The 21,987-nt window shown below is 73.6% G+C and carries 21 protein-coding genes and 4 tRNA genes; 7 read left to right on the top strand and 18 right to left on the bottom strand.

Going from position 1 to position 21,987, the window contains the following annotated elements:
• Nucleotides 1–37 precede the first annotated feature (37 nt).
• The 10 genes from KIN34_RS07345 to KIN34_RS07300 all read right to left on the bottom strand — a co-directional run bounded on the left by KIN34_RS07345 (nucleotide 38) and on the right by KIN34_RS07300 (nucleotide 9,145).
• Nucleotides 38–1,792, bottom strand: coding sequence for an amylo-alpha-1,6-glucosidase (locus KIN34_RS07345; protein WP_214348685.1), 1,755 nt, complete (start codon nucleotides 1,790–1,792; stop codon nucleotides 38–40).
• On the bottom strand, nucleotides 1,792–2,610 hold the full coding sequence (locus KIN34_RS07340; protein WP_214348682.1) for a carbohydrate ABC transporter permease: 819 nt from the start codon (nucleotides 2,608–2,610) through the stop codon (nucleotides 1,792–1,794). Before KIN34_RS07340 ends, KIN34_RS07345 begins: the two co-directional genes overlap by 1 nt.
• Nucleotides 2,611–2,612: 2 nt before the next feature.
• Nucleotides 2,613–3,575, bottom strand: coding sequence for a carbohydrate ABC transporter permease (locus tag KIN34_RS07335; RefSeq protein WP_307858131.1), 963 nt, complete (start codon nucleotides 3,573–3,575; stop codon nucleotides 2,613–2,615).
• 93 nt (nucleotides 3,576–3,668) lie between these two features.
• Nucleotides 3,669–4,922, bottom strand: coding sequence for a sugar ABC transporter substrate-binding protein (locus tag KIN34_RS07330; RefSeq protein ID WP_214348680.1), 1,254 nt, complete (start codon nucleotides 4,920–4,922; stop codon nucleotides 3,669–3,671).
• A gap of 71 nt (nucleotides 4,923–4,993) precedes the next feature.
• Complete coding sequence (locus KIN34_RS07325) at nucleotides 4,994–6,001, bottom strand: LacI family DNA-binding transcriptional regulator (RefSeq protein ID WP_214348677.1); 1,008 nt, start codon at nucleotides 5,999–6,001, stop codon at nucleotides 4,994–4,996.
• Nucleotides 6,002–6,162: 161 nt separating this feature from the next.
• Nucleotides 6,163–7,257 (bottom strand): ScyD/ScyE family protein, encoded by a 1,095-nt coding sequence (locus KIN34_RS07320; protein ID WP_214348675.1) that lies wholly within the window; start codon nucleotides 7,255–7,257, stop codon nucleotides 6,163–6,165.
• A 134-nt stretch (nucleotides 7,258–7,391) separates the two neighbouring features.
• Nucleotides 7,392–7,464 (bottom strand) — tRNA-Lys (locus tag KIN34_RS07315).
• A 117-nt stretch (nucleotides 7,465–7,581) separates the two neighbouring features.
• Nucleotides 7,582–8,556 (bottom strand): NAD(P)-dependent alcohol dehydrogenase, encoded by a 975-nt coding sequence (locus tag KIN34_RS07310; protein ID WP_214348672.1) that lies wholly within the window; start codon nucleotides 8,554–8,556, stop codon nucleotides 7,582–7,584.
• Nucleotides 8,553–8,813 carry a hypothetical protein gene (locus KIN34_RS07305; protein ID WP_214348669.1) on the bottom strand — a complete coding sequence of 87 codons (261 nt, stop codon included), beginning with the start codon at nucleotides 8,811–8,813 and terminating at the stop codon, nucleotides 8,553–8,555. Before KIN34_RS07305 ends, KIN34_RS07310 begins: the two co-directional genes overlap by 4 nt.
• Complete coding sequence (locus KIN34_RS07300; RefSeq protein ID WP_214348667.1) at nucleotides 8,813–9,145, bottom strand: ArsR/SmtB family transcription factor; 333 nt, start codon at nucleotides 9,143–9,145, stop codon at nucleotides 8,813–8,815. Before KIN34_RS07300 ends, KIN34_RS07305 begins: the two co-directional genes overlap by 1 nt.
• 208 nt (nucleotides 9,146–9,353) lie before the next feature.
• Here KIN34_RS07300 and KIN34_RS07295 point away from each other — a divergent pair, with 208 nt between their 5' ends.
• Entirely contained in the window at nucleotides 9,354–10,958 is a 1,605-nt protein-coding gene (locus tag KIN34_RS07295; RefSeq protein WP_214348664.1) for a vWA domain-containing protein, read from the top strand.
• A gap of 61 nt (nucleotides 10,959–11,019) precedes the next feature.
• Entirely contained in the window at nucleotides 11,020–11,634 is a 615-nt protein-coding gene (locus KIN34_RS07290) for a sugar O-acetyltransferase (RefSeq protein WP_214348661.1), read from the top strand.
• On the opposite strand, the gene KIN34_RS07285 is transcribed toward KIN34_RS07290, so the two are convergent.
• The 4 genes from KIN34_RS07285 to KIN34_RS07270 all read right to left on the bottom strand — a co-directional run bounded on the left by KIN34_RS07285 (nucleotide 11,631) and on the right by KIN34_RS07270 (nucleotide 15,343).
• Nucleotides 11,631–12,215: a DinB family protein gene (locus KIN34_RS07285; protein WP_214348659.1), complete on the bottom strand. Its 585-nt coding sequence runs from the start codon at nucleotides 12,213–12,215 to the stop codon at nucleotides 11,631–11,633. The two genes, KIN34_RS07290 and KIN34_RS07285, sit on opposite strands and share 4 nt — an antisense overlap.
• Before the next feature lie 87 nt (nucleotides 12,216–12,302).
• Entirely contained in the window at nucleotides 12,303–13,358 is a 1,056-nt protein-coding gene (locus tag KIN34_RS17110) for a M23 family metallopeptidase (protein ID WP_214348656.1), read from the bottom strand.
• 101 nt (nucleotides 13,359–13,459) lie between these two features.
• Nucleotides 13,460–14,563: a DNA glycosylase AlkZ-like family protein gene (locus KIN34_RS07275; RefSeq protein WP_214348653.1), complete on the bottom strand. Its 1,104-nt coding sequence runs from the start codon at nucleotides 14,561–14,563 to the stop codon at nucleotides 13,460–13,462.
• Between the two features lie 201 nt (nucleotides 14,564–14,764).
• Complete coding sequence (locus KIN34_RS07270) at nucleotides 14,765–15,343, bottom strand: helix-turn-helix domain-containing protein (protein WP_214348650.1); 579 nt, start codon at nucleotides 15,341–15,343, stop codon at nucleotides 14,765–14,767.
• A gap of 160 nt (nucleotides 15,344–15,503) precedes the next feature.
• Between KIN34_RS07270 and KIN34_RS07265 the strand changes: the two genes are divergently transcribed.
• The gene (locus tag KIN34_RS07265) at nucleotides 15,504–17,234 is read left to right on the top strand and encodes an SAM-dependent methyltransferase (protein WP_214348648.1); all 1,731 of its coding nucleotides are present in this window, start codon (nucleotides 15,504–15,506) and stop codon (nucleotides 17,232–17,234) included.
• Nucleotides 17,235–17,259: 25 nt separating this feature from the next.
• Here KIN34_RS07265 and KIN34_RS07260 read toward each other — a convergent pair whose 3' ends face one another.
• Together KIN34_RS07260 and KIN34_RS07255 are read right to left on the bottom strand one after the other, a co-directional pair.
• Entirely contained in the window at nucleotides 17,260–17,706 is a 447-nt protein-coding gene (locus tag KIN34_RS07260; protein ID WP_214348645.1) for a DoxX family protein, read from the bottom strand.
• 10 nt (nucleotides 17,707–17,716) lie between these two features.
• Complete coding sequence (locus tag KIN34_RS07255; RefSeq protein WP_214348642.1) at nucleotides 17,717–18,997, bottom strand: winged helix DNA-binding domain-containing protein; 1,281 nt, start codon at nucleotides 18,995–18,997, stop codon at nucleotides 17,717–17,719.
• Nucleotides 18,998–19,117: 120 nt separating this feature from the next.
• Between KIN34_RS07255 and galE the strand changes: the two genes are divergently transcribed.
• Complete coding sequence (gene galE, locus KIN34_RS07250) at nucleotides 19,118–20,080, top strand: UDP-glucose 4-epimerase GalE (RefSeq protein ID WP_214348640.1); 963 nt, start codon at nucleotides 19,118–19,120, stop codon at nucleotides 20,078–20,080.
• 92 nt (nucleotides 20,081–20,172) lie between these two features.
• Here the strand turns inward: galE and KIN34_RS07245 are convergent, their stop codons facing one another.
• Together KIN34_RS07245 and KIN34_RS07240 are read right to left on the bottom strand one after the other, a co-directional pair.
• Nucleotides 20,173–21,078, bottom strand: coding sequence for an LLM class flavin-dependent oxidoreductase (locus KIN34_RS07245; RefSeq protein ID WP_214348637.1), 906 nt, complete (start codon nucleotides 21,076–21,078; stop codon nucleotides 20,173–20,175).
• A gap of 57 nt (nucleotides 21,079–21,135) precedes the next feature.
• Nucleotides 21,136–21,489, bottom strand: coding sequence for a metallopeptidase family protein (locus KIN34_RS07240; RefSeq protein ID WP_214348634.1), 354 nt, complete (start codon nucleotides 21,487–21,489; stop codon nucleotides 21,136–21,138).
• 120 nt (nucleotides 21,490–21,609) lie between these two features.
• Here KIN34_RS07240 and KIN34_RS07235 point away from each other — a divergent pair.
• The 3 genes from KIN34_RS07235 (at nucleotide 21,610) to KIN34_RS07225 (ending at nucleotide 21,927) form a co-directional block, all read left to right on the top strand.
• A tRNA-Glu gene (locus KIN34_RS07235) sits at nucleotides 21,610–21,682 on the top strand.
• Nucleotides 21,683–21,723: 41 nt separating this feature from the next.
• Nucleotides 21,724–21,797 (top strand) — tRNA-Asp (locus KIN34_RS07230).
• Between the two features lie 57 nt (nucleotides 21,798–21,854).
• A tRNA-Phe gene (locus KIN34_RS07225) sits at nucleotides 21,855–21,927 on the top strand.
• The last annotated feature ends 60 nt before the right edge of the window (nucleotides 21,928–21,987 follow it).

Here is a 21,987-nt window from a genome sequence, read left to right as displayed (position 1 = left end):
CGGTGAGCCCGCGGCACATCGCAGCGCAGCCGGGGGGTCAGCTGGCGGTCGGCGCCCGATCGGCGTCGGGGTGGCGCTCGCTCGTCCCGCGCTCGACGCTCTCGGCCGCGAGCACCAGGTAGACCGCGGCCGTCCACGTGTACGCGCGGTCGCGCAGTCCGGCGCCCGTGCGCGCGTCGAAGTTCTCCGCGAACCCGGACCGCTCGCACGTGGCGCGGAACCGCGCGCTCACGGTGTCGGCGAGGTCGGGCCGTCCCGAGGCGCGCAGACCGTCCTCGACGAGCGCGGTCGAGGGAGCCCAGATCGGGCCGCGCCAGTAGCCGTCGTCCTCGTAGTGCGGCGACGTCACGGGCTCGGTGGCCGGGCCGTGCTCCGTGAGGTGCCCCTCGAGCCGGCGCGTCATGGCCTCGCGCACCGGCTCGGGGAGCCGGTCACCGAGCACGAGCGGCAGCAGGTTCAGCAGGCTCGTCGTGGTGCTGCGCCGCCCGGAGGCCGCCCCCACCGCGAAGAACGCCTGGCCGTCCCAGCGCTCGGCCAGCAAGACGCGCAGCACCTCGGCCGCCGTGTCCCGCCACTCCTTCGAGGGCTCGCCCAGCTCGTCGGCGAGGTCGGCGAGCACCTCGAGCTGCAGGACCAGGAAGGCCGCGAGGTCGGGCGACTCGATCACGCGGTCGACGTCGAACGTGGTGGAGTTGTCCCAGCCGCTGTCGTTGCCGTGCTGGTAGTAGGGCAGCACGTGCCCGGGGACGCGGCGGCGGTCCAGCCAGAACCGGGTCCACCGCACGAGCCCGGCGTGGATCTCCCGCAGCTCCTCGCCCGTCAGCGAGCGCGGAGCCCGCGCGCGCAGCCGGCGCAGCGCCCACCCGTGGATGGGCGGCTTCACGTAGTTGTAGAGCACCTCGGAGTGCGTCACCGAGTCGGGCAGCGCACCCGTGACGTCCTGGTGGTCGAAGGGTGCCAGGAGCTGGTCGATCGCCAGGTCCGGCAGCCCGCCCGCGAGCGCGAGCGCATTGAAGCAGTGGTCCCAGCTCCAGAGCTTGTCCATCCAGTGCTTCGACATGAGGACCGACTCGCGGCCCAGGTACCCCTCGGGCGCGACGGTCGCGGACCACAGGACGTACGCCGCGAGCTCGGCCGCGGGCGTCGCGGCCGTGCGCCACGGCGCGATCGTCTCGACGTACTCGTCGAACCGCGCGGCCACGTCCGCGACGACCTCGTCGAACGTCCGGTCGAGCGGACGCGGCTCCTGCGCGGAGTCGATCTCCTCGAGGAGCGCCTCCCACTCGCCGGCGCCGGTCCCGAGCACCACCGCGCGGTCCGCGACGCCCAGCGCCTGCTCGCCCTGCACCGTCACGACTCCGGGCTCGCCCGAGACGCGGTACCGGCGGCCGGTCTCGTAGGACGTGAACACCGCGCTCCCGTCGACGGGGTCGGTGAAGAGGTAGGTGCCCGTGAACGGCGTCAGCCCGCCTGCCGCGTCCGCCAGCCGCAGGCCGAGCCCGCTGCCGCGCAGGCGCAGCGCGCGCACGCCGTCGAAGACCGCGGTGACGGCGGCGTCGCCTCGACGCCAGGTGAACGTCGCGGGCGTGGCGGCCCAGTCGGCCGCCACGACGGAGCCCGTCGCGTCGAGCGGCTCGCAGCGCAGCACGGCGTGCATGCCGTTGCGGTGCGAGACGAGGTGCACCTGGTCGGCCCGGGTGTGCAGCGCGACGACCGGGGACAGGTTCAGCCAGGACCCGCGCACCGAGAACGGGATGTCCCGCACGTCGAACGCGGGGCATGCGGCGGCCATCAGCTCTTCACCGCGCCGGCGGTCACGCCGGCGGCGACGTAGCGCTGGGCGACCACGAGCAGGATCGCGGTGGGCACGGAGGCGACGACGGCGGTGGCCATCATGGGACCCCACTCCTGGTTCTGTGAGCCGATGTAGTCGTAGATGCCCATCGTGATCGGGCGCAGCGCGCCGCCCTCGCGGTCGAGCGTCGAGGCGAACAGGAAGTCCGACCACGCCCACAGGAAGGCGAACAGGGCGACCGTGACCGCGGCGTTGCGGGAGACCGGCATGACGACCGAGCGGAACACGCGCCAGTGGGACGCCCCGTCGATCTGCGCCGCCTGCAGCAGCTCGCGCGGGATCCCGGCCATGAACGCGGTGAACAGCATCACGCCGAACGGCACCGCCAGCGTGGAGTCCGCGACGATCAGGCCCGGCAGGGTGTCGAGGATCCCGAGGCGCGAGTAGATCGTGTAGAAGCCGAGCGCCATCACGACCGCGGGGATCATCTGGCCCACGATCAGGAGGAAGTTCAGGACCCGGCGGCCGGGGACCAGCAGCAGCGAGAGCGCATAGGCGCCCGGCGCCGCGATCAGCAGCGTCAGGGCGACCGTCCCGAGCCCGACGACGAGGCTCGTCGCGAGGTGGGGCAGCTGGTCCTGCAGCACGATCCCGTAGTGCTCGAGGGTGGGACTGTGCGGGTACAGGTCGCCCTTGCGGATGTCGGTGCGCGGGGTGAGCGAGACGTTCACCATCCAGTACACCGGGAAGAGCATGACGACGACGAGGGCGAGCCCGATGGCCGTCTTCCACCAGACGCGGTCGTGGCGTTCCATGGTCAGTCCTCCTGCCGGCGCTGGGCCGCGAGGTAGACGAAGCCCATCACCAGGGCGATCACGAGCAGGATCGTGCCGACCACGGCCGCCTGCGAGTACTGGATGACGGCGGTGCCCTTGCCGAACGCCATGGCGTACGCCCAGGTCGCGAGGGTCTGGGACGTGCCCGTCCCCGCCGTCATGATCCAGATGATGTCGACGACCTTGAGCGTGTACACGAAGCCGAGCAGCAGCGTGATCGCGGTGACCGGGCGCAGCAGCGGGAAGGTGATCGACCAGAACTGGCGCCACCGGCTCGCGCCGTCGAGCGACGCGGCCTCGTAGAGCTCGGTCGGCACGTTCTGCAGGCCGGAGTAGAGGATCACCAGGTTGAACGGGATGCCCAACCAGATGTTCGCGATCGTGACCGACATGAGCGAGTTCTCGGCGTTGAGCCACCACACGGGGTCGATGCCGAAGACCCCGAGGAAGCTGTTGAGGACGCCCGAGTCCGCGTCCATCATCCACTGCCACGTGGTCGCCGAGACGATGATCGGCAGCAGCCACGGCACGAGGAACAGCGCCCGCAGGATCGTCGAGAGCGGGAAGCTGCGCTGGAAGAACACCGCGAGGGCGAGCCCGATGCCGTACTGGAAGACGAGGGACACCACGACGAAGACCGCGGTCTGGCGCACGGTCGGCCAGAACGGCGCGGAGCCGATGACCTCGCGGTAGATGTCGGCGCCCGCGAAGGGGGCCTCCCCCGTCACGAAGGTCGCGCGCGTGAAGCGGTGCACGCTCATCGAGACGTTCTCGACCAGCGGGTAGGCGTAGAACACTGCCAGGTACGCCACCAGGGGCAGCGCGAACCCGATGGCCGCCCACGTCGTCGGCCTCATCCGGCGCCTGCGCCCGTTGCGGCTGGCGTCCTGCGCCGCCGCCACCCGCCGCGCGGGCGGCGGGGCCTTGACCTTGACCTGCGTCACCGTTCGTCCCTCGTCCTCGTCCGTTCTCTGCTTGCCGGTCTGTGCTTGCCGGCCGGCGCGGCGGTCCGGTCACCCGGACCGCCGCGCGGTGCGTCAGCCGCCGATCGCCTCGAACGCGGACTGCACCTGGGCGGTGTCGCCCGCCGCGTTCAGCGCACCCTGCAGCGCCGTGGACAGCGCCGCGGAGGTCGCGGTGTAGTCCGGCCCGAGGTCGGTCGTACGCCCCTCGGCGCTCTCGATCGAGGTGGCCCACGGCTCCCAGATCGGGTCGCTCGCGACCTGCTCCGAGCGCAGGCTCGCGTTGGCGGCGAAGTAGCCGAGCGCGTCGGCCGTCTTCACCTGGTTCTCGGAGCCGACGAGGCAGTCGATCACCTTCGTCGCGTTGGCGTAGTGCGCCTCGGCGTCGTCCTTCTGCATCGGCGCGAGGACGAACTCGCCACCCGTCGGCGCAGGGGCGGCCCCGCCGTCCTTGCCGGGCAGCGGCATCGCCACGGCCTCGAAGTCCGTGAGCTCCGAGGCCGCCTTGGCGAACCACGAGCCGTTCTCGGCGAACGCGTACTCACCCGTGAGGAACAGGTCCCACGAGGCCGACTGGTTGTCGGTCAGCGAGGACTTCGGCGCGTACCCCTCGCCGACCCAGCCGGACAGCAGCTGCCCGGCCTCGACCGCCTGCGCCGAGCCCGGGTCCTCGAGCGAGGCGCCCGCGCCCCAGAACCACGGCAGGAACTGGAAGACGCCCTCCTCGCCGGCGATGCCGGAGAACGTGATGCCCTTGTGGCCGGCCGCGGTGACCTTGGCGAGCGCGTCGGTCAGCGTGTCCCAGCTCGTGATGCTCGCGGGGTCGACGCCCGCGTCGGCGAGGATGTCCGCGTTGTAGTACAGGCCGAGCGTGTTGGCCCCGATCGGCACGCCGTAGGTCGTCCCGTCGACGGTGCCCGGGCCCGCCAGGTTCTCGTCGAAGCCGGACGTGTCGATGCCGACCTCGTCCGCACTCGCCAGCAGGCCGGAGGCGGCGGCGTCCGGCACGGCCGGGTTGTCGAGCATGACGACGTCGGGGGCGTTGCCCTCCTTGACCGCGGACGTGAGGTCGTTGAGCAGGTCAGAGGTCGCGGCAGACGTGCGGGTGATCGTCGTGCCCTCCGGTGCGCACGCCTTCACGTACGCGGCCCAGTCGGAGCTGTCGTCGTACTGCGGGTACGGGTCCCACACCTTGATCTCGGTCAGGGTCGCGCCACCGGTGGTGGACGACGAGCCGGGCTCGTCGTCGCTCCCGCAGGCGGTCAGTCCGCCGACGAGGAGGGCGGCGATGGCCACGCCGGTCGCGTGCTTGGTCTTGGTGTTCAACACGGGTTCCTCTCTGAATCGTGTGTCACGGGCGTCGAATCGGTTCGAAAGACAGCCGTCTGCGCTGTGCTGGGCTAGCGCGTGCTCCCCCGGTCCGTGAGGACGGGAGGAACGAACCGGACGAGCGAGGGACCCGCGTCCGGGGACTTGGTGATGCGGCGGACGAGCTGGGCGACCGCGCGGCGCCCGAGCTCGCCGGCCGCGGACTCGACCGCGGTGAACGGCAGCGAGAACTCCTCGCCGAAGTCACGCGAGTAGAGGCTGACGACGCTGAGGTCGTCGGGCACGCGGACGCCGCGGTCCCGCAGGATCGACGGCAGCGCGGCGATCGTCGCGTCGTTGTGCACGATCAGCGCCGTCGCCTTCGGGTGGGCGTCGAGGAGCGCGTTGACCGAGGTGGTGATCGCCGGCTGGCGCGACTCGCCGTAGTACGGGTGGATCTGGATGCCGTAGCGCGCCGCGCGCTCGACCGCGCCCTCGCGGAACCTCCAGACGTAGGAGCCGCCGCGCTCGACCACGTGGTACGGCGGCGAGACCAGAACCAGCTCGCGGTGCCCCCGCTCCTGCAGGTGGTCGACGAGCATGCGCGCCGCCTCGCCGAAGTCCAGGTCGAAGACGTCGACGCCCGCGGCTCCCCCCGGCAGACCGATGAGCGCGGCGGGCTTCTTGACCTCGGCGATCGCTGGCAGCCGGGGGTCCGCGTGCGTGACGTCGAGCAGCACGATCCCGTCGACCATGTCGGAGTTCGCGATGCGCCGGATCGCCTCGGGTCCGTGCGGGTCGGTGACCATGAGGATGTCGTAGCCGTGGTCGCGCGCCGCCTCCGAGACCGGAAGGACGTACTGCAGCATCGCGGGCGCGAACTCGTCGGCGTGGAACTGCAGCAGCAGCCCCAGCACCATGGTCTGCGCGGTCTTCAGCGCGCGCGCCCCGGCATTGGGCGTGAACCCCAGCTCCGCGATCGCCTGCCCGATCCGGTCGCGCGTCTCGTCGGAGATCGCGCGCTTGCCGGACAGCGCGTAGGAGACGGTGCTCCGCGACACGCCCGCGTGCCGCGCGACGTCACCGATGGTCGTCATCATGCTCCGCTTCATCGTCGAACCGGTTCGAAAGCACGTCTCCCGCGCCGCTCGGCCTCGGGATGACGCGATGTTAGCGCTCACCTAGCGGCGCCACAAGAGCCCGAGCGAAAGGAGGCGCCGCCCGGGCGGAGCACCCGGGCGACGCCTCCCCGTGCTCGCACTCAGCGCAGCGGCACCGTGACCAGGTTGCCGCCCGTCTCCGAGAGCACGTCCGTCGTGATCACCAGGCCCCGCGGCGTCCACTCCACCGCACCTGGCATCGGCAGGTCGACCAGCGGCTTCGCCGTGTGCGACCCGCGCGTCACGACCGTCACGCCGGACCCGAACAGCTCCGCGACGTAGACGTCACCCCGCGGCGAGACGGCCAGGTCGACCGCAGCGGCGAGGTTCGACGCCACCAGGCGCGTCTGGCCTGTCCACGGGTTCACCTTGTAGACGGACCCTCGCGCCCCGAACGACGGGTCCTCGGGCCCGCCGGGCAGCGTCGTGACGTAGAGCCACCCGTCCGGGCCCAGCTCGACGTCGGTCGGGACCGGCTCGAACGCGTACGCGTGACCGTAGGCGCACTCCGGTGCACCCAGCCCGGCCAGCGCCTCGTCGGACAACGTCGCGGTCTGCGGGGGCAGCACGACGAGGGGCCGGACCTTGCCGTGCCGGTCCACCTTCCACAGCGCGTTGGCGCCCGCGTCCGCCACGATCGTGTAGCCGAGCGCGGAGATCGTCGCGTACGGGTGGGAGTACACGGTGCCGGCGCCCTGCGGGATGTGCTCCGGGATCTCGCACGAGTCGTCGAGCCCCTGGAACCCGTAGGTGTTCGCGCCGTCCGGGTTGTACCTGCGCTCGGCCGCCTCGAGGTCCGCGACGGTCGACACCGCGCCCGAGCGCGACATCCGCCGGAGCACCGCGGTGAAGTCGTCGGGGTCCTCCTCGCTCGACCAGCTCTCCGCGAAGGTGACCGTGCCCGCGAACGCCGACACCGCGCCGAGCTCCGTGCCGGGGCGCTCGACCGACGCGACGACCGTCGGGTCGCCGTGCCGAGGGATCGTCGTCAGCAGCCCTGCGAAGTTCTGCGTGACGTAGGTGGTGCCGTCCAGGTCGACGGCGACCTTGAGCGGGGTGACGAGCCCGGAGGCGACCGTGGTCGGCTCGGACGGGCCGGGGCGGTGACCGCCGTGCGCCTGCGCGGACGTGGCCGCGAGTGCGAGAGCGAGCGTGACAGCGCCGATGCTGAGCGCGCGCGTTCGGGTGTGGGACATGCGGGGGCGCCTCTCGATGGCCGCGCCGACGCGGGGGCGCGCCGGTGTGCGGGACCACGTGGGTCGCTACCTCAGGTTCCCGCTGCGCTATGCCAGATACATCCCGGTCCGTCCCGGTTCGCCCCTGCGGTGTGTGGGCCCCGTGGGGATCGAACCCACAACCCGCGGATTAAAAGTCCGCTGCTCTGCCAGTTGAGCTAGAGGCCCCGGTCCCCGGGACTCTATCCGTCGCGCCGTTCGACGGCGTCGACGAGGGCGGTCCCGCCGCGGCTCGAAGACGCAGGGTGTCAGCGAGCCCCGGCGGGGGTCACCCGGCCTGCGGGCTCAGAACGTCACGACGACCTTGCCGCACACCGTCCCGGCGTCCAGCAGCTCGAACGCGTCGACCGCCCGCTCGAACGGGACCGTCGAGCCGACGAGGGGACGCACGGTGCCGCGTGCCACCAGGTCGAGGAGCTCCGCCACGTCGGGCTCGTCGGCGTGCGCGGTGAGCGTCGTCAGCCGCTGCGGCACGACGAACGTCAGGAGCCGCGCCGCGACGATCCGCGCGAGCGGTCCGACGACCCGCCCACCGCGCCCGGTGACGAGGACGACGGTCCCGCCGGCGCGGGTGGCGCGGCGCAGCGACGCCAGCGGGCGCCCGCCGCCCACGTCGACCACGACGTCGAGCTCCCCCGGCGGCAGCGCGGCGCCTCGCGCCACGTGCCAGGCCCCGAGCGCGCGCACCGCATCCGCCTTCGCCGGGACGGACTCCCCGGTCACCTCCGCCCCCTGCGCCCGGAGCAGCTGGACCACGAACGAGCCCACGCCGCCCGCCGCGCCCGTCACCAGCACGCGCGCGCCCGGTCGGACCGCGTCGCCCGCGAGCCGCACGGCCTGCAGCGCAGTCACGCCGGCGAGCGGGACGGCCGCGGCCTGCGCCCCGGTCACGTCGTCGGGGACGACGGCCAGCACGTGCGCGGGCGCTCTGACCTCTCGCGCGAGCGAGCCGGGCGACTCCCCGGCCACGCGGTCCCCGACCTTCAGGCTCACGACGTCCGGGCCGACCGCGGTCACCACGCCTGCCAGGTCCCGCCCGCGCACGCGCTGCCGCGGCCGCCGCCAGCCGAAGGCCGCGCGCACCAGGAGCGGCTCCCCGCGCGCGAGCAGGACGTCGGCCGCGTTGAGCGAGACCGCCTCGGTCCGCACCAGCACCTCACCGGTGCGCAGCGCGCCGACCTCGACCCGTTCGTGCCGCAGCACGTCGCGCACCGGTCCGTAACCGGTGCTGACGACCGCGTCCGTCGTCCTCGGGCTCACTCGACGGTCCGCAGGATCCGCTCCACGCCGACCACCCGGGCGTGCAGCTCGGCGAGGTCGGCGGCCGCGCGGGTCTGGGCGTCCAGCGTCGCGGCGGCGAGCTCCTCGTAGCGCCCGACGAGGCGCTTGACCTCGTCGGCGCGCGCCTCGTCCAGGTCGAGCTTGCGGGCTTCGAGCCGCGTCGTCACGACGGCGATGCCGACGATCAGGACGACGACGAGCACGCCGAGGAGCAGGATCACGGTGGGCCAGTCCATCAGGAGTCCTCCTGTGCCGAGGTGGCGGGTGGGGTCAGGGTCGCGGCCGCGTCGACGACGAGGCCGGGGGTCAGGTGCAGGTCGAGCTCGGCGAGCTCGAAGTACTTCATCGCCTTGCCGTCCGCGGACAGCTCGAGGTTCCCGACGACGAGCCCGGCGGCCTCGAGCTTCTGCAGGTGCAGGTGCAGCAGCGGGCGGCTCACGCCGATCTCCCGCGCCAGGTGGCTCACGTAGTCCCGGCCTCGCGAGAGCTGCGCGACGATCCGCAGCCGCACGGGGTGCGCCAGCGCGGCGAGCACCTCGACCAGCCGGTCACCGTCCAGAGTCGTCATGACAACCAATCACCTGTCAGTTTTTGCTTACGCATGAAAGGTAGAGGCGACGCGAGGTCGCGCGCAACCCCTCCTGGCCCGCGTGACCCGCGGGTCGTTATCCGAACGGAACCCTCGTTACCTGAACGGGACGGTCGCGTGACGGTCCCGTGCTGGCCCACCCCCGCCGGGGCCGCGACGCTTCAGACCTCGGACGAAGGGGGCTCACATGAGCAGGCGCGCGGCGGACACGGAGGTCAGGACGGCGCGGGGCGCCCGGCCAGGTGGGCGCCCGTCCGCCTCGGTCCGGACGTTCGCGGCCGCGCTGGCGGTCGCCCTGGTCGGCGCGCTCGGGGCGTGCACGGCCGCGGACGACCGTGGTTCGGCGACGTCCGGCATGGACCTCGGGTACGACGACCAGAGCTGGCGCGAGGCTCCGCTGGACGATCAGGAGGAGTACGACGACTCCCCCGAGCAGCCGTTCCAGGACGTCACGACGAGCCCGCTCTCGACGTTCGCGTCCGACGTGGACACCGCGTCGTACAGCAACCTGCGCCGGCAGCTGCGGCAGGGCGTCGCGCCGGAGGGGATCCGCATCGAGGAGCTCGTCAACTACTTCGACTACGACTACCCCGCCCCGGCGCCGGACGCCGCGGACCCGTTCACGGTCACGACGCAGGTCGCCGACGCGCCGTGGGCGTCGGGCCACCAGCTCGCGATGATCGGCGTGCAGGCCACCGAGACCACGCCCACCACCGCCGGCAACAACGTCGTCTTCCTGCTCGACGTGTCCGGCTCGATGGACGAGCCGAACAAGCTGCCGCTGCTCGCGCAGTCGTTCGAGCTCCTCGTCGAGCAGCTCGACGAGGACGACACGGTCTCGATCGTGACCTACGCCGGCAGCGACCAGGTCCTGGCCGACTCGGTCCCCGCCGACCGGCGTGGCGAGCTCGTCGAGATCCTGCGCAACCTCGAGGCCGGCGGGTCGACGGGCGGCGCGCACGGCCTGGAGACCGCCTACGAGCTGGCCACCGAGAACTTCGTCGAGGGCGGGAACAACCGCGTAATCCTGGCGACCGACGGCGACTTCAACGTCGGACCCTCCACGCCCGCCCAGCTCACCGACCTCATCGAGGACCACGCCCGGTCAGGTGTCTACATCTCGGTGCTCGGCTTCGGGATGGGCAACCTCAAGGACAGCACGATGGAGGCCATCGCCGACCACGGGAACGGCAACTACGCGTACATCGACACGCTCGACGAGGCCCGCAAGGTGCTCGTCGACGAGTTCGACTCGACGATGTTCGTGGTCGCGCAGGACCTCAAGGTCCAGGTCGAGCTGAACCCCGCGACCGTGTCGCGGTACCGCCTCCTGGGCTATGACAACCGCCGCCTCGAGGACGAGGAGTTCGACGACGACACCACGGACGCGGGCGACGTCGGCGCCGGTCACGAGGTCACCGCGTTCTACGAGCTGATCCCCGCCGAGGGCGCCGCACCGGAGGACGGGCTGAGGTACCAGGACGTCGCCGCCGGTGACTCCACCGACTACCTGACGGTGCACGTGCGCTACAAGCACCCCGGCGAGGACGCCAGCGCCGAGGTCGTCTTCCCCGCGGGTGCGGACGCGTACACCTCGAGCCCGACGAGCGACTTCACGTTCGCGGCGGCGGTGGTCGAGTTCGCGCTCGTCGCGTCCGGCTCGCAGCACGCGGGCGACGCCGACACCGGACGCGCCCGCGAGCGCGCGTCGTCGGCCGTCGGAGAGGACCCCTACGGCCTGCGCTCGGAGTTCGTCGACCTGATCGGCGACTACCAGCGCCTGGTCGGCTGAGCCCGCGCACGCTCGGCTCGGGGAGACTGTCCGGGACGACGACGAGCGGAGCGAGCCACGCATGGAGCTGGACCCCGTCGCGGCCCTCGAGGACGCGCGCACCGAGTACGACAAGATGATCGCGGGCGACTGGTACCGCTACCGCCACGGGCCCGAGCTGGCGGAGCTCACGACCAGCACCCAGCGCACGTGCCGCCGCATCACGGCCCTGTACGACGAGGACCGCGCCGGCGCGCTCGCACTCTTCCGCGAGCTGCTCGGCACCGTCGGCGAGGGCGTCGACTTCCGTCCGCCGCTCTACCTGGACTACGGGCACCGCCTGCACATCGGCGACCGGACGTTCGTCAACGCCGACTTCCTCACGCTCGGCGGCGGCGAGATCCGGATCGGCGCGGACGTGCTGATCGGTCCGAGCGTGCGCATCTACACCCCGACGCACGTGCTCGACCCCGAGCTGCGCCCGCAGGGCTGGGAGCGGGTCGACCCGGTCACGATCGAGGACGGCGTCTGGCTCGGCGGCAGCGTCGTCATCTGCCCGGGCGTGACCATCGGGGCACGCTCGGTCATCGGCGCCGGCTCGGTCGTCACCAAGGACGTCCCGCCCGACGTCGTCGCCGCCGGCAACCCCGCGCGCGTGCTCCGTCCGCTCGACCCCGGCCGGGTCCCGCCCGCCTAGGTCCCCGGCACCGGGTAGAGCGCCGGCACCTCCGGCGGGTCCTCGCCCGCCACGCCGTCGATCTGCTCGCGGAACAGGTCCGCCTGGCCCGTGTGCCGGGCGTACTCCTCGATCAGGTCGACCAGCCGACGCCGCAGGCTCGGCCGCTCGTCCCGGCCGGGCATCCAGACCATCCGCCGGTCGAGGCCACCGTCCGCCAGGGCCTCCGCGACCGCCGCGCGCGAGGCCACGACCGTGGAGCGCCACAGCGCGTAGAGCTCCTCCGGCGAGTCCTGCGCGGCCGAGGCCCACGGGTACTCAGGCTCGTCGTCCCAGTTCACCGTGTCCCACGGCGGTCCCGGCGGACGCCCGTGCAGGCTCGTCTGGAACGCGAGCTCCTCGACGAACGACAGGTGCTTGAGCATCCCGCCGAGCGTCATCGACGACGCCGCGACGGTCCGCCGCAGCGCGGCCTCGTCGAGCCCGCCGACCTTCCACGCGAACGTCGCGCGCTGGCGCTCCAGACCACCCAGCAGCGTCGCGACCTCGTCACCCGCCTCCGGCGGCCAGAAGACCGCCCGCGGATCGACCTGCTCCGTCATGGTTCCTCCCCGTTCCGACCGATCGGACGGGGCCGACGCTAGACCGCACCACCGACACGCGGCCGCGGGACGGGGGCGCCGCGACTCCTACGAGACGCCGCCGGCGATCGCCGAGGTCGGGACCCAGCCGGTCACGCCGTTGACCGAGACGTTCGTCCACCAGCCCGACACCCGCCCGGGCGCCACCCGGGCACCCGCCGGCGCGGTGTACAGGGCCTTGGATGTGGACACCGCCGACGAGCGCACCACCGTGGACGTGGCCAGGTGGTACGCCTTGGACTGCGAGATGTAGTCGGTGTGCACCCACCCGCGCAGGACCGTCGAGGCGTCCATGCGCACGGAGACCGGGATGAACCCGTTGATCTTGGTGCCGGGCTTGTTCCAGAGCCGGGTGTTCGCGTCGAGCGTCGCCAGGACGGTCGTGCTGGTCGACGCACCCGCGCGCAGGTTCAGCCGCGTGGTCGAGTAGTACGTGCACGACGAGGGGGTCGGCGCGACGCGGTCGGCCGTCGCCTGCGCGGTCACCGGCAGGCCGTAGCCCTCGAGCCACGCCCGCGGGTCGTGCGAGGTGCCCGTGTAGTAGCCGCCCGTCCACACCTCGAGGTGCAGGTGGGGGCCGGTGGCGGGGCCGGACGCGCCGACGTCCGCGATGCGCTGGCCCGCCTTGACCTTGTCCCCGACCTTGACGTACTTGCCCGGGTTCCACGGGTGCAGGTAGCCGAGCCACGTGGGGACGCCGTCGACGAGGCTGCGCACGACGATCGTGCCGGGCGCGCCCCCGGAGGGCTGCCGGACGTCGGTGACGACGCCGCCCGTGACGGCGTAGACGGGCGCGCCGTCCGCGGCGCCCATGTCCAGGCCGTAGTGGAAGGTGGTCGCGCCGCGCGTCGGGATGCAGCGCGGCCCCCAGCCGGAGGTCAGCGCGTAGGTCTTGTTGACCAGCGGGAGCAGGACCAGCCGCCCCTTCGGCGTCCGGCTGGTCGACACGTTGGCCGGGACCGACGTGGCGGCGGGTGCGACGACCACAGCCTGCGCGGGGGCCGGGCTCGGGGCCGGACCCCCGGCGACGGCGGGGGCGGGCAGCGTCGCGATCGCGAGGCCGCCCGCGAGGACGAGGGACCACACGGCGGACCGGGTACGCATCGAACGACTCCTGCGGTGCTTGACGGGATTCCTCCCAGATCGGCAGCCGACGCCCGGTTCTGGAGGAGTTCCGGTCACCGAATCGCCCCCGGCGGCGCTGCCTACCCGCCCTCGGAGCGCTCCAGGTCCAGCTCGAGCCAGCGCGCCAGGTCCGTGATCTCGTCGTCCACCGCCGCCCGTACGTCGCGCGGCCAGGGGAAGTCCTGGTGCACGGCGTGCACGACGAGCCGCCCGGCCTTGCGGTCCGCCGCGGCGTCGAGCTTCCCGACGAGCCGGTCACCGTGCAGCACCGGCAGCGCGTAGTACCCCCACCGCCGCGCGGCCGCCGGCTTGTACATCTCGAGCGTGTACTCGAACTCGAACAGCCGCTCCATGCGGGTCCGGTCGAACAGCAGCCGGTCGAGCGGGGACAGCAGCGCGGTCCGGGGCTCGAACGGCTCCGCGAGCAGCCCGGGCGCGACCCGCCACCGCCCCTTGACCCCCTCGATCACCGCGAGCTCGCCCTGCTCCCCCGCGTCCAGCGGCTCGGTCTGCGTGGCCGGCCCCGTCGCACGCACCACGCCCAGCGACCGCAGCCGTCGCTCGTCGCGCCGGCGCAGCGCCTCCGCCAACGGCACGGGCTCGACCGCGGGGTACACGCGCTCGGCCAGGTCCCAGAGCTTCTCGCGGCCGCGACGACCCGCCACCGCCACGTCGCCCGCGCGCACCATCTGCTCCAGCAGCATCGTCACGTTGCGGCGGTTGTTCCAGCCCGACGAGCGCCACGGCCGGGCGCAGGTGTCCGGCAGCTCGGCCGCGGTGAGCGGGCCGTCGGAGCGCAGCAGGTCCAGCACGTCCGCGCGCGCACCGCGGTTGTCCTCCAGCCACCGTGCGTTCTGCTGATGCCAGCTCTCCGGGTCCGGCCCGGGCCACTGCGCCATCTCCGCGGTGAAGAGCGCCAGGTCCTCCGCCGGCCGCAGCAGCCCGTGCAGGTCGATCACGCGCTGCTGGTCCAGCAGGTCCGCCAGCTCACGCGGGTCGTACGACGAGCCCAGCCGGCTGAACAGCACCAGGTCCGCACTCGGCGCGACCGCGGCGATGGGGTCGTGCTGCAGGAAGGACAGCGCGCGCACCGCGTCGAGCACGCCCTCCGGCCGCCGCGCGGTCAGGCGCTGCGCACGCACCGCGACGCGACGCGCGTCCTGCCGCGTGAGCTCCAGCACCATCCCCGCAGCGTACGAGCGCCCACCCACACGCGGGCACGACGACGAGCGCCCGTCGCAGCCGCCGCACCGAGCCCGCCTCCGGTGACCTCGTGAGCTTCGTGCGGGCTCGTGCCGTCGAACGCACGAGCTCGCGTCGTTCTCACGACCTCGCCCACGGCGCCGGACGGGCAGGGCCTGGAGGCGCGGCCGGGTGGGCGCGGGTCAGGGGGACGACGAGCGCGGGCGGGCACGCACGTGCATCCGCTCGCCCTGCGGGCCGTAGAGGGTGAGCAGCTCGACCGGCCGCGGGCCGGGGTTGCTCAGCACGTGCGGGGTCCGGGTGTCGAACTCGGCGACCTCCCCCTCGCCGAGCACGAAGTCGTGCTCCCCCAGCACCAGCCGGAGCCGGCCGGCCAGCACGTAGATCCACTCGTACCCCTCGTGCACCTTGGGCTCGAGCGGGCGCGGGGGCTCCACCGGCATCACGATCTTGTACGCCCGCAGCCCGCCGGGCTGACGGTTCAGCGGCAGGTAGGTGGTGCCCCCGTGGACGAACGGCTTGGCGTGCACCCGCGGGTCGCCCGTCTCCGGCGCGCCGACGAGCTCGTCGAGCGGCACCTGGTGCACCCGTGCCAGCGGGAGCAGCAGCTCGAGCGTCGGCCGCCGCTGCCCGGACTCGAGCCGTGACAGCGTGCTCACCGAGATGCCCGTCTGCTCCGCGAGCGCCGCGAGCGTGACGTCCCGCTGCTTGCGCAGCGCGCGCAGCCGCGGTCCGACCCCTGCCAGCACGTCGTCCACCATCCCGCCATGTTGCCATTCCGGCAACGTTCCTTGCCATCCCGCGCACCTGCGGACGAGAGTCGGACCAGCACGACCAGACCTGCACGACACGACCAGGCCAGCACGACGAGACCGGCGGACGGCACCGGCGGCGCCGTGCCCGAGGGGATCGAGGACCACCGTGGAGCAGCACTCGCACGAGCACGGCCGGCACCAGCACGAACCGACCGGCGGCACGGGGGCCGGCACGGGGGTCGGCACGGGCGCCGGCACGTGGGCGGGGGTGACCCCGCGGGACGCTTCCGACGACGAGCGGTGGGACACCGTCGTGGTCGGCGGCGGAGCCGCCGGGCTCGGGGCCGCGCTGGTGCTGAGCCGGGCACGACGACGCGTCCTGGTGGTCGATGACGGCCACCCCCGCAACGCCCCCGCCGCGCACGCGCACGGCTACCTGACGCGGGACGGCATGCCGCCGCGCGCGATCCTGGCGCACGGCCGAGATGAGGTCACCGGCTACGGGGGCGAGGTCCGGCCGGGCCGGGCCCGGTCCGTCACCGGCGAGCTCGGCGCGTTCGACGTCGAGCTCGAGGACGGCACGCACGTGCGCGCCCGCACGGTGGTCAGCGCGACGGGTGGCACGGACGAGCTCCCCGACGTCCCCGGCCTCGCGGACCGGTGGGGCCGCGACGTCCTGCACTGCCCGTACTGCCACGGGTGGGAGGTCGGTGACGGGCCGGTCGTCGTCGCCGCCGACGGCCCGCTGGGCGTGCACGCCGCGCTGCTGTGGCGCCAGTGGACGCCTCGCGTCACGCTGCTGCGCGCGGACGCCGCGCTGCCGGCCGACGAGGCCGCCCGCCTCGCCGCCCGCGGCGTCCGCGTCGCGCAGGGCGGGCTCGCGGGGCTCGTCGTGACCGACGACCGGCTCACCGCGGTCCGGACCTCGCACGACGAGGTGCTGCCCGCCGACGCGCTCGTCGTGCGGAGCGTGCTGCGCGCGCGGGCCGACCACCTGGCGCCGCTGGGCCTCCTGCCCGAGCCGGTCGAGCGCGCGGGCGTGCTGATGGGCACCGCCGTGCCGGCCGACCCGACCGGCGCCACCGCGGTCCCGGGCGTGCGCGTCGCGGGGAACGTGTCCGACCTCGTCGCGACGGTGCTGGCCTCCGCGGCGCAGGGCGCTCTCGTCGCCGCCATGCTCAACATGGACCTCGTCGAGCTCGACGCGCGCGCCGCGACCGAGCGCTGGCGCCGCCTCACGGCCGGCGACGCGGACGTCCGGGACGGTGAAGACTACTCGTCCTGGGCGCTCGACGAGGCCGGCTGGGAGGAGCGGTACGGCTCGGTGACGGCCGTGTGGAGCGGACGACCCAACGCGAGCCTCGTCACCCACACCGCGCACCTCACGCCGGGCAGCGCGCTCGACCTCGGCGCGGGCGAGGGCCGCGACGCGGTCTGGCTGGCCGAGCGCGGCTGGGCGGTCACGGCGGTCGACTTCGCCGCGAACGCGCTGGCCCGGGGCCGCGCGGCCGCGCAGGAGACCGGGACCACCGTGCGCTGGGTGCACGCGGACGTCAGCAGATGGGAGTCCGACGAGCAGTACGACCTGGTGACCTCGCACTTCATCCACCTCGCGCCCGAGCTGCGCCGCGGCTTCGTGGCCCGCGCGGCGGGCATGGTCGCCCCCGGCGGCACCCTCCTGCTCGTGCAGCACGACGCGCTGGACCTCGCGGCGCCGATCGGCCGGCCGCGCGACCCGAGCATGTTCCCCGGCGCCGACGAGGTGCGCGACGAGCTCCTGACGCTCGACGCCGGGTGGCTGGTGGAGGTCGCCCAGTCCGCGCCGCGTCAGGCCACGACGAGCGAGGGCGAGGTCATCACCATCCACGACGCGGTGCTGCGCGCCCGCCGCGCCTGACCCCCGTCCCTGCGGGCGCGCCGGGTCAGTCCCGGCGCGGCCGCAGGGCTCGGAAGGCTCCCGTGGACCACAGCGCCCACGCGACGAGCACGGGCTGGAAGAACAGCCGCACCAGGCGCTTGGTGTCGGTGTCCAGCCCGAACCCGTCCTTGTGCTCGAGCCACTGCGCGAGGTTCCCGGGGAACACGGCGACGAAGAACGCCGCCGCGACGAGGCCGAGCACCACGCGGTAGCGCGGGAGGACGACGAGCGACGAGCCGAGCGCGATCTCGACCGCGCCGGACGCCAGCACCGTGATGTCGGTGTCCACGGGGAACCACGACGGCACCTGCGCCTGGAACTCCTCGCGCGAGAACGTGAGGTGCCCGATCCCGGCGAAGACCAGCCCCAGGCCGAGCCCGACACGAGCCAGCATGCGGGGCAGGGAGTCGGCGGGCGGATCGGCCCTGACCAGCGTGGAGAGCGATGTCATGGCCACAGCATCACCCGGTGCGGCCGACCGTGCCCGCCGCGCGTCGTCCCCCGAACAGGGGCGACGGGAACGACGGTGCCACCCGGCCGCCCGCCAGCCACGCCGTGAGGCGGGCGACCTCCGCGTCGATCGCGGCCCGCGCGCGGCGACCCACGTCCTCGAGCAGGGCGAGCTCGACGACCCCCGTCGCCGCGGCCCACGCGCCGACCACACGCCCGTCCACCCAGGCGGTCGGGCCGGCGTTGCCGACCGAGTCCACGACCTCGGAGGCGTGCGGGCCCAGGTACCAGTCCCGCCCGGCCCACCCCATGGTCGTCGGGTCCAGGCCGGGCAGCAGCGCGACCCACGGCCCCACGTCGGGGACGGGGTCTAGGTCGTCCGGCAGCAGGTAGCCGATCTCGCCGGCGTCACCGGACGCGCCCGGCCCACCCGCACCGCCCGCGCCGACGGTCGGGACCTCCGGGGGCAGCAGGACCGGCACCGCGCCGAGCGTCACGAGCGAGCGCCGGACGGCGGTCAGCGTCGAGCCCAGCCACCAGGTCACGTCCCGCTCCGTCCCGGGCCCGAACGCGCGCAGCCACCGGCCGACCAGCTCGTCGTGCGCCGCGTCCGCGTCGACCTGCGCGACGGGCGCGCCGAGCCAGGTCTCCGGGAGCGTCCAGGCGGGCCGCGAGGACGTCCAGCCGCCCCGGTTGGGACCGCGGAGCAGGACGCCGCGCGCGGCGAGGTACGTGAGCACGCGCGGCAGCGCCGGCATGGTGGTCGACCACCGCGTGCCGGGCCCCGCGACGACCGTGCGCCCGAGCTCCGGGAGCTCCGCACGCAGCTCGGTCGCGGTCCGCGGCCGTCCGTCCGCCAGGTGCGCGACGACGCGCGCCGCCGCGGCGTCGAGCCAGGCCTCGCCGTCCCCGTCGCCCGCGGGGTCGAGGTCCAGCTCCTTGACCAGCCGGCGCCGCTCCTGGCCGGCCACCCGCGCGCCCGGGCCCGCGACGAGCGCCGGCAGCAGCGCCGCGTCGGCGACCCACAGCGTCCGGCGCATCGCGAGGTGGCGCACCAGGGTGCGGTCCTCGAACAGCGCGGCGTCGAGGTCGCTCGTCGTGAAGCCGGGGACGCGGGCCCACGACGCGACGTACGGCCCCGACGCGTCCGTCCCGTGCAGCGCGACGAGCTGGCGGGAGGCGGTCGGCGCGTCGTCGAACGGCACGACGAGCCCGTGACGACGGGCGAGGCGGGCACGCCGCTGCGCGACGTCGACGACGAGACCGGGGACCGGACGGGCAGCAGCAGGCACGCGCCGATCATGCCGTCCCGCGCCGACACCGCCCCAGACAGATGTTTGGACATGTGTGATCTTGTTCGTTCTTGGTCGAAAGTCCTTCCGTCCTGCCGTCGCGGCGGCTAGGGTCGAGCCATGACTTGGCTCGTGACCGGCGGCGCCGGCTACATCGGCGCGCACGTGGTGCGCGCGTTCGCGAAGGTCGGCCTGGACTGCGTGGTCCTGGACGACCTCTCCAGCGGCCACCGGGGCTTCGTGCCCGAGGGCACGCCCTTCGTCCAGGGGTCCATCACCGACACCGACCTGGTGGCGGACACCCTCGCCCGGCACGGCGTGGTGGGCGTGGTCCACCTCGCGGCGTTCAAGTACGCCGGCGTCTCGGTCCAGCGCCCGACGCACACGTACACCCAGAACGTCACGGGGACGGTGAGCCTGCTCGACGCGATGGCGTCGCAGGGCGTCGACGCGATCGTCTACTCCTCCTCCGCCGCGGTGTTCGGCACGCCGGACACGGACCTGGTGACCGAGCAGACCCCCACCACGCCGCAGTCCCCGTACGGCGAGTCCAAGCTCGTCGGCGAGTGGCTGCTGCGGGACCAGGCGACGGCGGTGGGACTGCGCCACACGAGCCTGCGCTACTTCAACGTGGTCGGCTCGGGGACCCCCGAGATCTGGGACACCAGCCCGCACAACCTCTTCCCCCTGGTCTTCGACGCCCTGCTGGACGGCCGCACGCCGATCATCAAGGGCGACGACTACCCGACGCCCGACGGCACGTGCGTGCGCGACTACATCCACGTCGCCGACCTGGCCGACGCGCACGTCGCGGCGGCGCAGACCCTCGCGGCGGGCGGCTCGCTCGAGCCCGCGTACAACCTGGGCTCGGGCGACGGGATGTCGGTGCGGGAGATCATGACGGCCGTCGCGCGCGTCACCGGCATCGACTTCGAGCCCGTCGTCGAGGACCGTCGCCCGGGCGACCCGGCGCGGATCGTGGCCTCCGGCGAGCTGGCCGCACGCGACCTGGGCTGGCGCATGACCTACTCGGTCGACGAGATGGTCCGTACGGCGTGGGAGGCGCGCTCGGCGCACCGCTGAGCGCGGTCGCCGCAGGGACGACGAGGGGCACGGCCGAGGTCCGGCCGAGGTCCGGCCGAGGTCCGGCCGCGCCCCTCGTCGTGCGCGTGGGCTCAGAGCCGCGCGGCGAACGCCTCCAGCGTGCTCTCCCGGCCCGCGTAGACGCCGTCCTCCCGCGGCCAGTGCACGACGACGTCGGTGAAGCCGAGCGCCGCCGCGCGCTCGACCCCCTCGAGCGCCAGCTCGAGCGAGGTCAGCGAGTACACGGGCGCGCCGTCCAGGCTCAGGTAGCGCCGCAGCGGCACGTCGCCCGGCCGGTGCGCGCGCTCGATCTCGTCGAACGCCGCGACCTGCTCGGCGAGCGCCGCCCACCAGCGCTCCTGCGCGACCGCCGGGCTGTCCGCCGCCCCGTCCTCGGTCGCGTAGCTGGCGCCGTAGGTGATCCACCCCTGACCGCGCTGCGCCGCGAGCGTCATGGTCCGCGGGCCGGCCGCGGCGACCAGGAACGGCGGGCGGGGCTGCGCGACCGTCCCGGGGACCATCCGGGCACCGTCCGCGGTGTAGAACTCGCCCGCGTGCTCGGTGACCGGGTGCGTCAGCAGCTCGTCGAGCAGCCCGACGAACTCGACGAACCGTCGCGTGCGCTCGCCGCGGGTCGGCGCCGGTCCCGTGACCGTCGCGTCGAACCCCTCGCCCCCGGCGCCGATCCCCAGCAGGAACCGCCCGCCGCTCACGTCGTCGAGCCCCATCACGTCCTTGGCGAACGGCACGGGGTGCCGGAAGTTGGGGTTCGCGACGAACGTGCCGAGGCCGATCGTGCTCGTCGCCTCGGCCGCGGCCGCGAGCAGCGGGACCGTGGCGAACCACGGCTCGTCGACGAGCGTGCGCCACGCCAGGTGGTCGTAGGTCCAGGCGTGGTCGAAGCCCCACTCCTCCGCCTGCCGCCACCTGTCGCGCTGGGTCGCCCACCGCTCCTGCGGCAGCAGCACGATCCCCACCCGCGGTCGCTCGCTCGTCATGTCCTGACCTTAGGTCCGCCCCTGCGACGACGACAGGCGCCCGGGCGCAGCGCGTGCTCAGGCCCAGCCGAGCTCGTGCAGGCGGTCGTCGTCGATCCCGAAGTGGTGCGCGATCTCGTGGACCACGGTGATCGCGACCTCCTCCACGACGTCCTCCCGGCTGTCGCAGATCGCGAGCGTGGGGTTGCGGTAGACGAAGATCCGGTCCGGCAGCGAGCCGGCCGCCCACGAGTCCGTGCGCTCGGTGAGGGCGACGCCCTCGTACAGCCCCAGCAGGTCCTCCTCGCCCGGCGGCGGGTCGTCCTCCACCAGCACGACGACGTTGTCCATGACCCGCGCGAGCTCGTCGGGGATCTCGTCGAGCGCGTCGCGCACCAGGTCCTCGAACTCCGCCCGCGACATCTCGACCATGCCCTCATCCTGCCCCGGAAACCGGGCGGGACCAGCGCCACCGGGGGCCACTTTGGAGATCCGGGCTCCTTGCCCGTATGGTTGTCCACGGTCAACCGACGCCTCGACGTCAGGGGCGACGCCCTCATCGTCTAGCGGCCTAGGACCCCGCCCTTTCACGGCGGTAGCACGGGTTCGAATCCCGTTGGGGGTACGGCACGTGCAGTGAAAAGGTAGTACCAGGTCTCACCACGAGGCCCCGTAGCGCAGTTGGTTAGCGCGCCGCCCTGTCACGGCGGAGGTCGCGGGTTCAAGTCCCGTCGGGGTCGCTCGACACATGCCGGTCACTCGTGACCGGCATCGTCGTTCGGGGGCACGTCCCCCACGGCTCTGTAGCTCAGTTGGTAGAGCGTTCGACTGAAAATCGAAAGGTCACCGGATCGACGCCGGTCGGAGCCACCGCCGCAAGCACGCCGCAAGCCCCGCCAGGGTCCCTCGGAGGATCCCGTGGCGGGGCTT

It is taken from the genome of Cellulomonas fulva, assembly GCF_018531375.1.
In the GTDB taxonomy this organism is placed as follows: Bacteria; Actinomycetota; Actinomycetes; order Actinomycetales; family Cellulomonadaceae; genus Cellulomonas; species Cellulomonas fulva.
The sequence above is the reverse complement of the archived record's forward strand: the minus strand, read 5'-3'. Positions and strand labels throughout refer to the sequence as shown.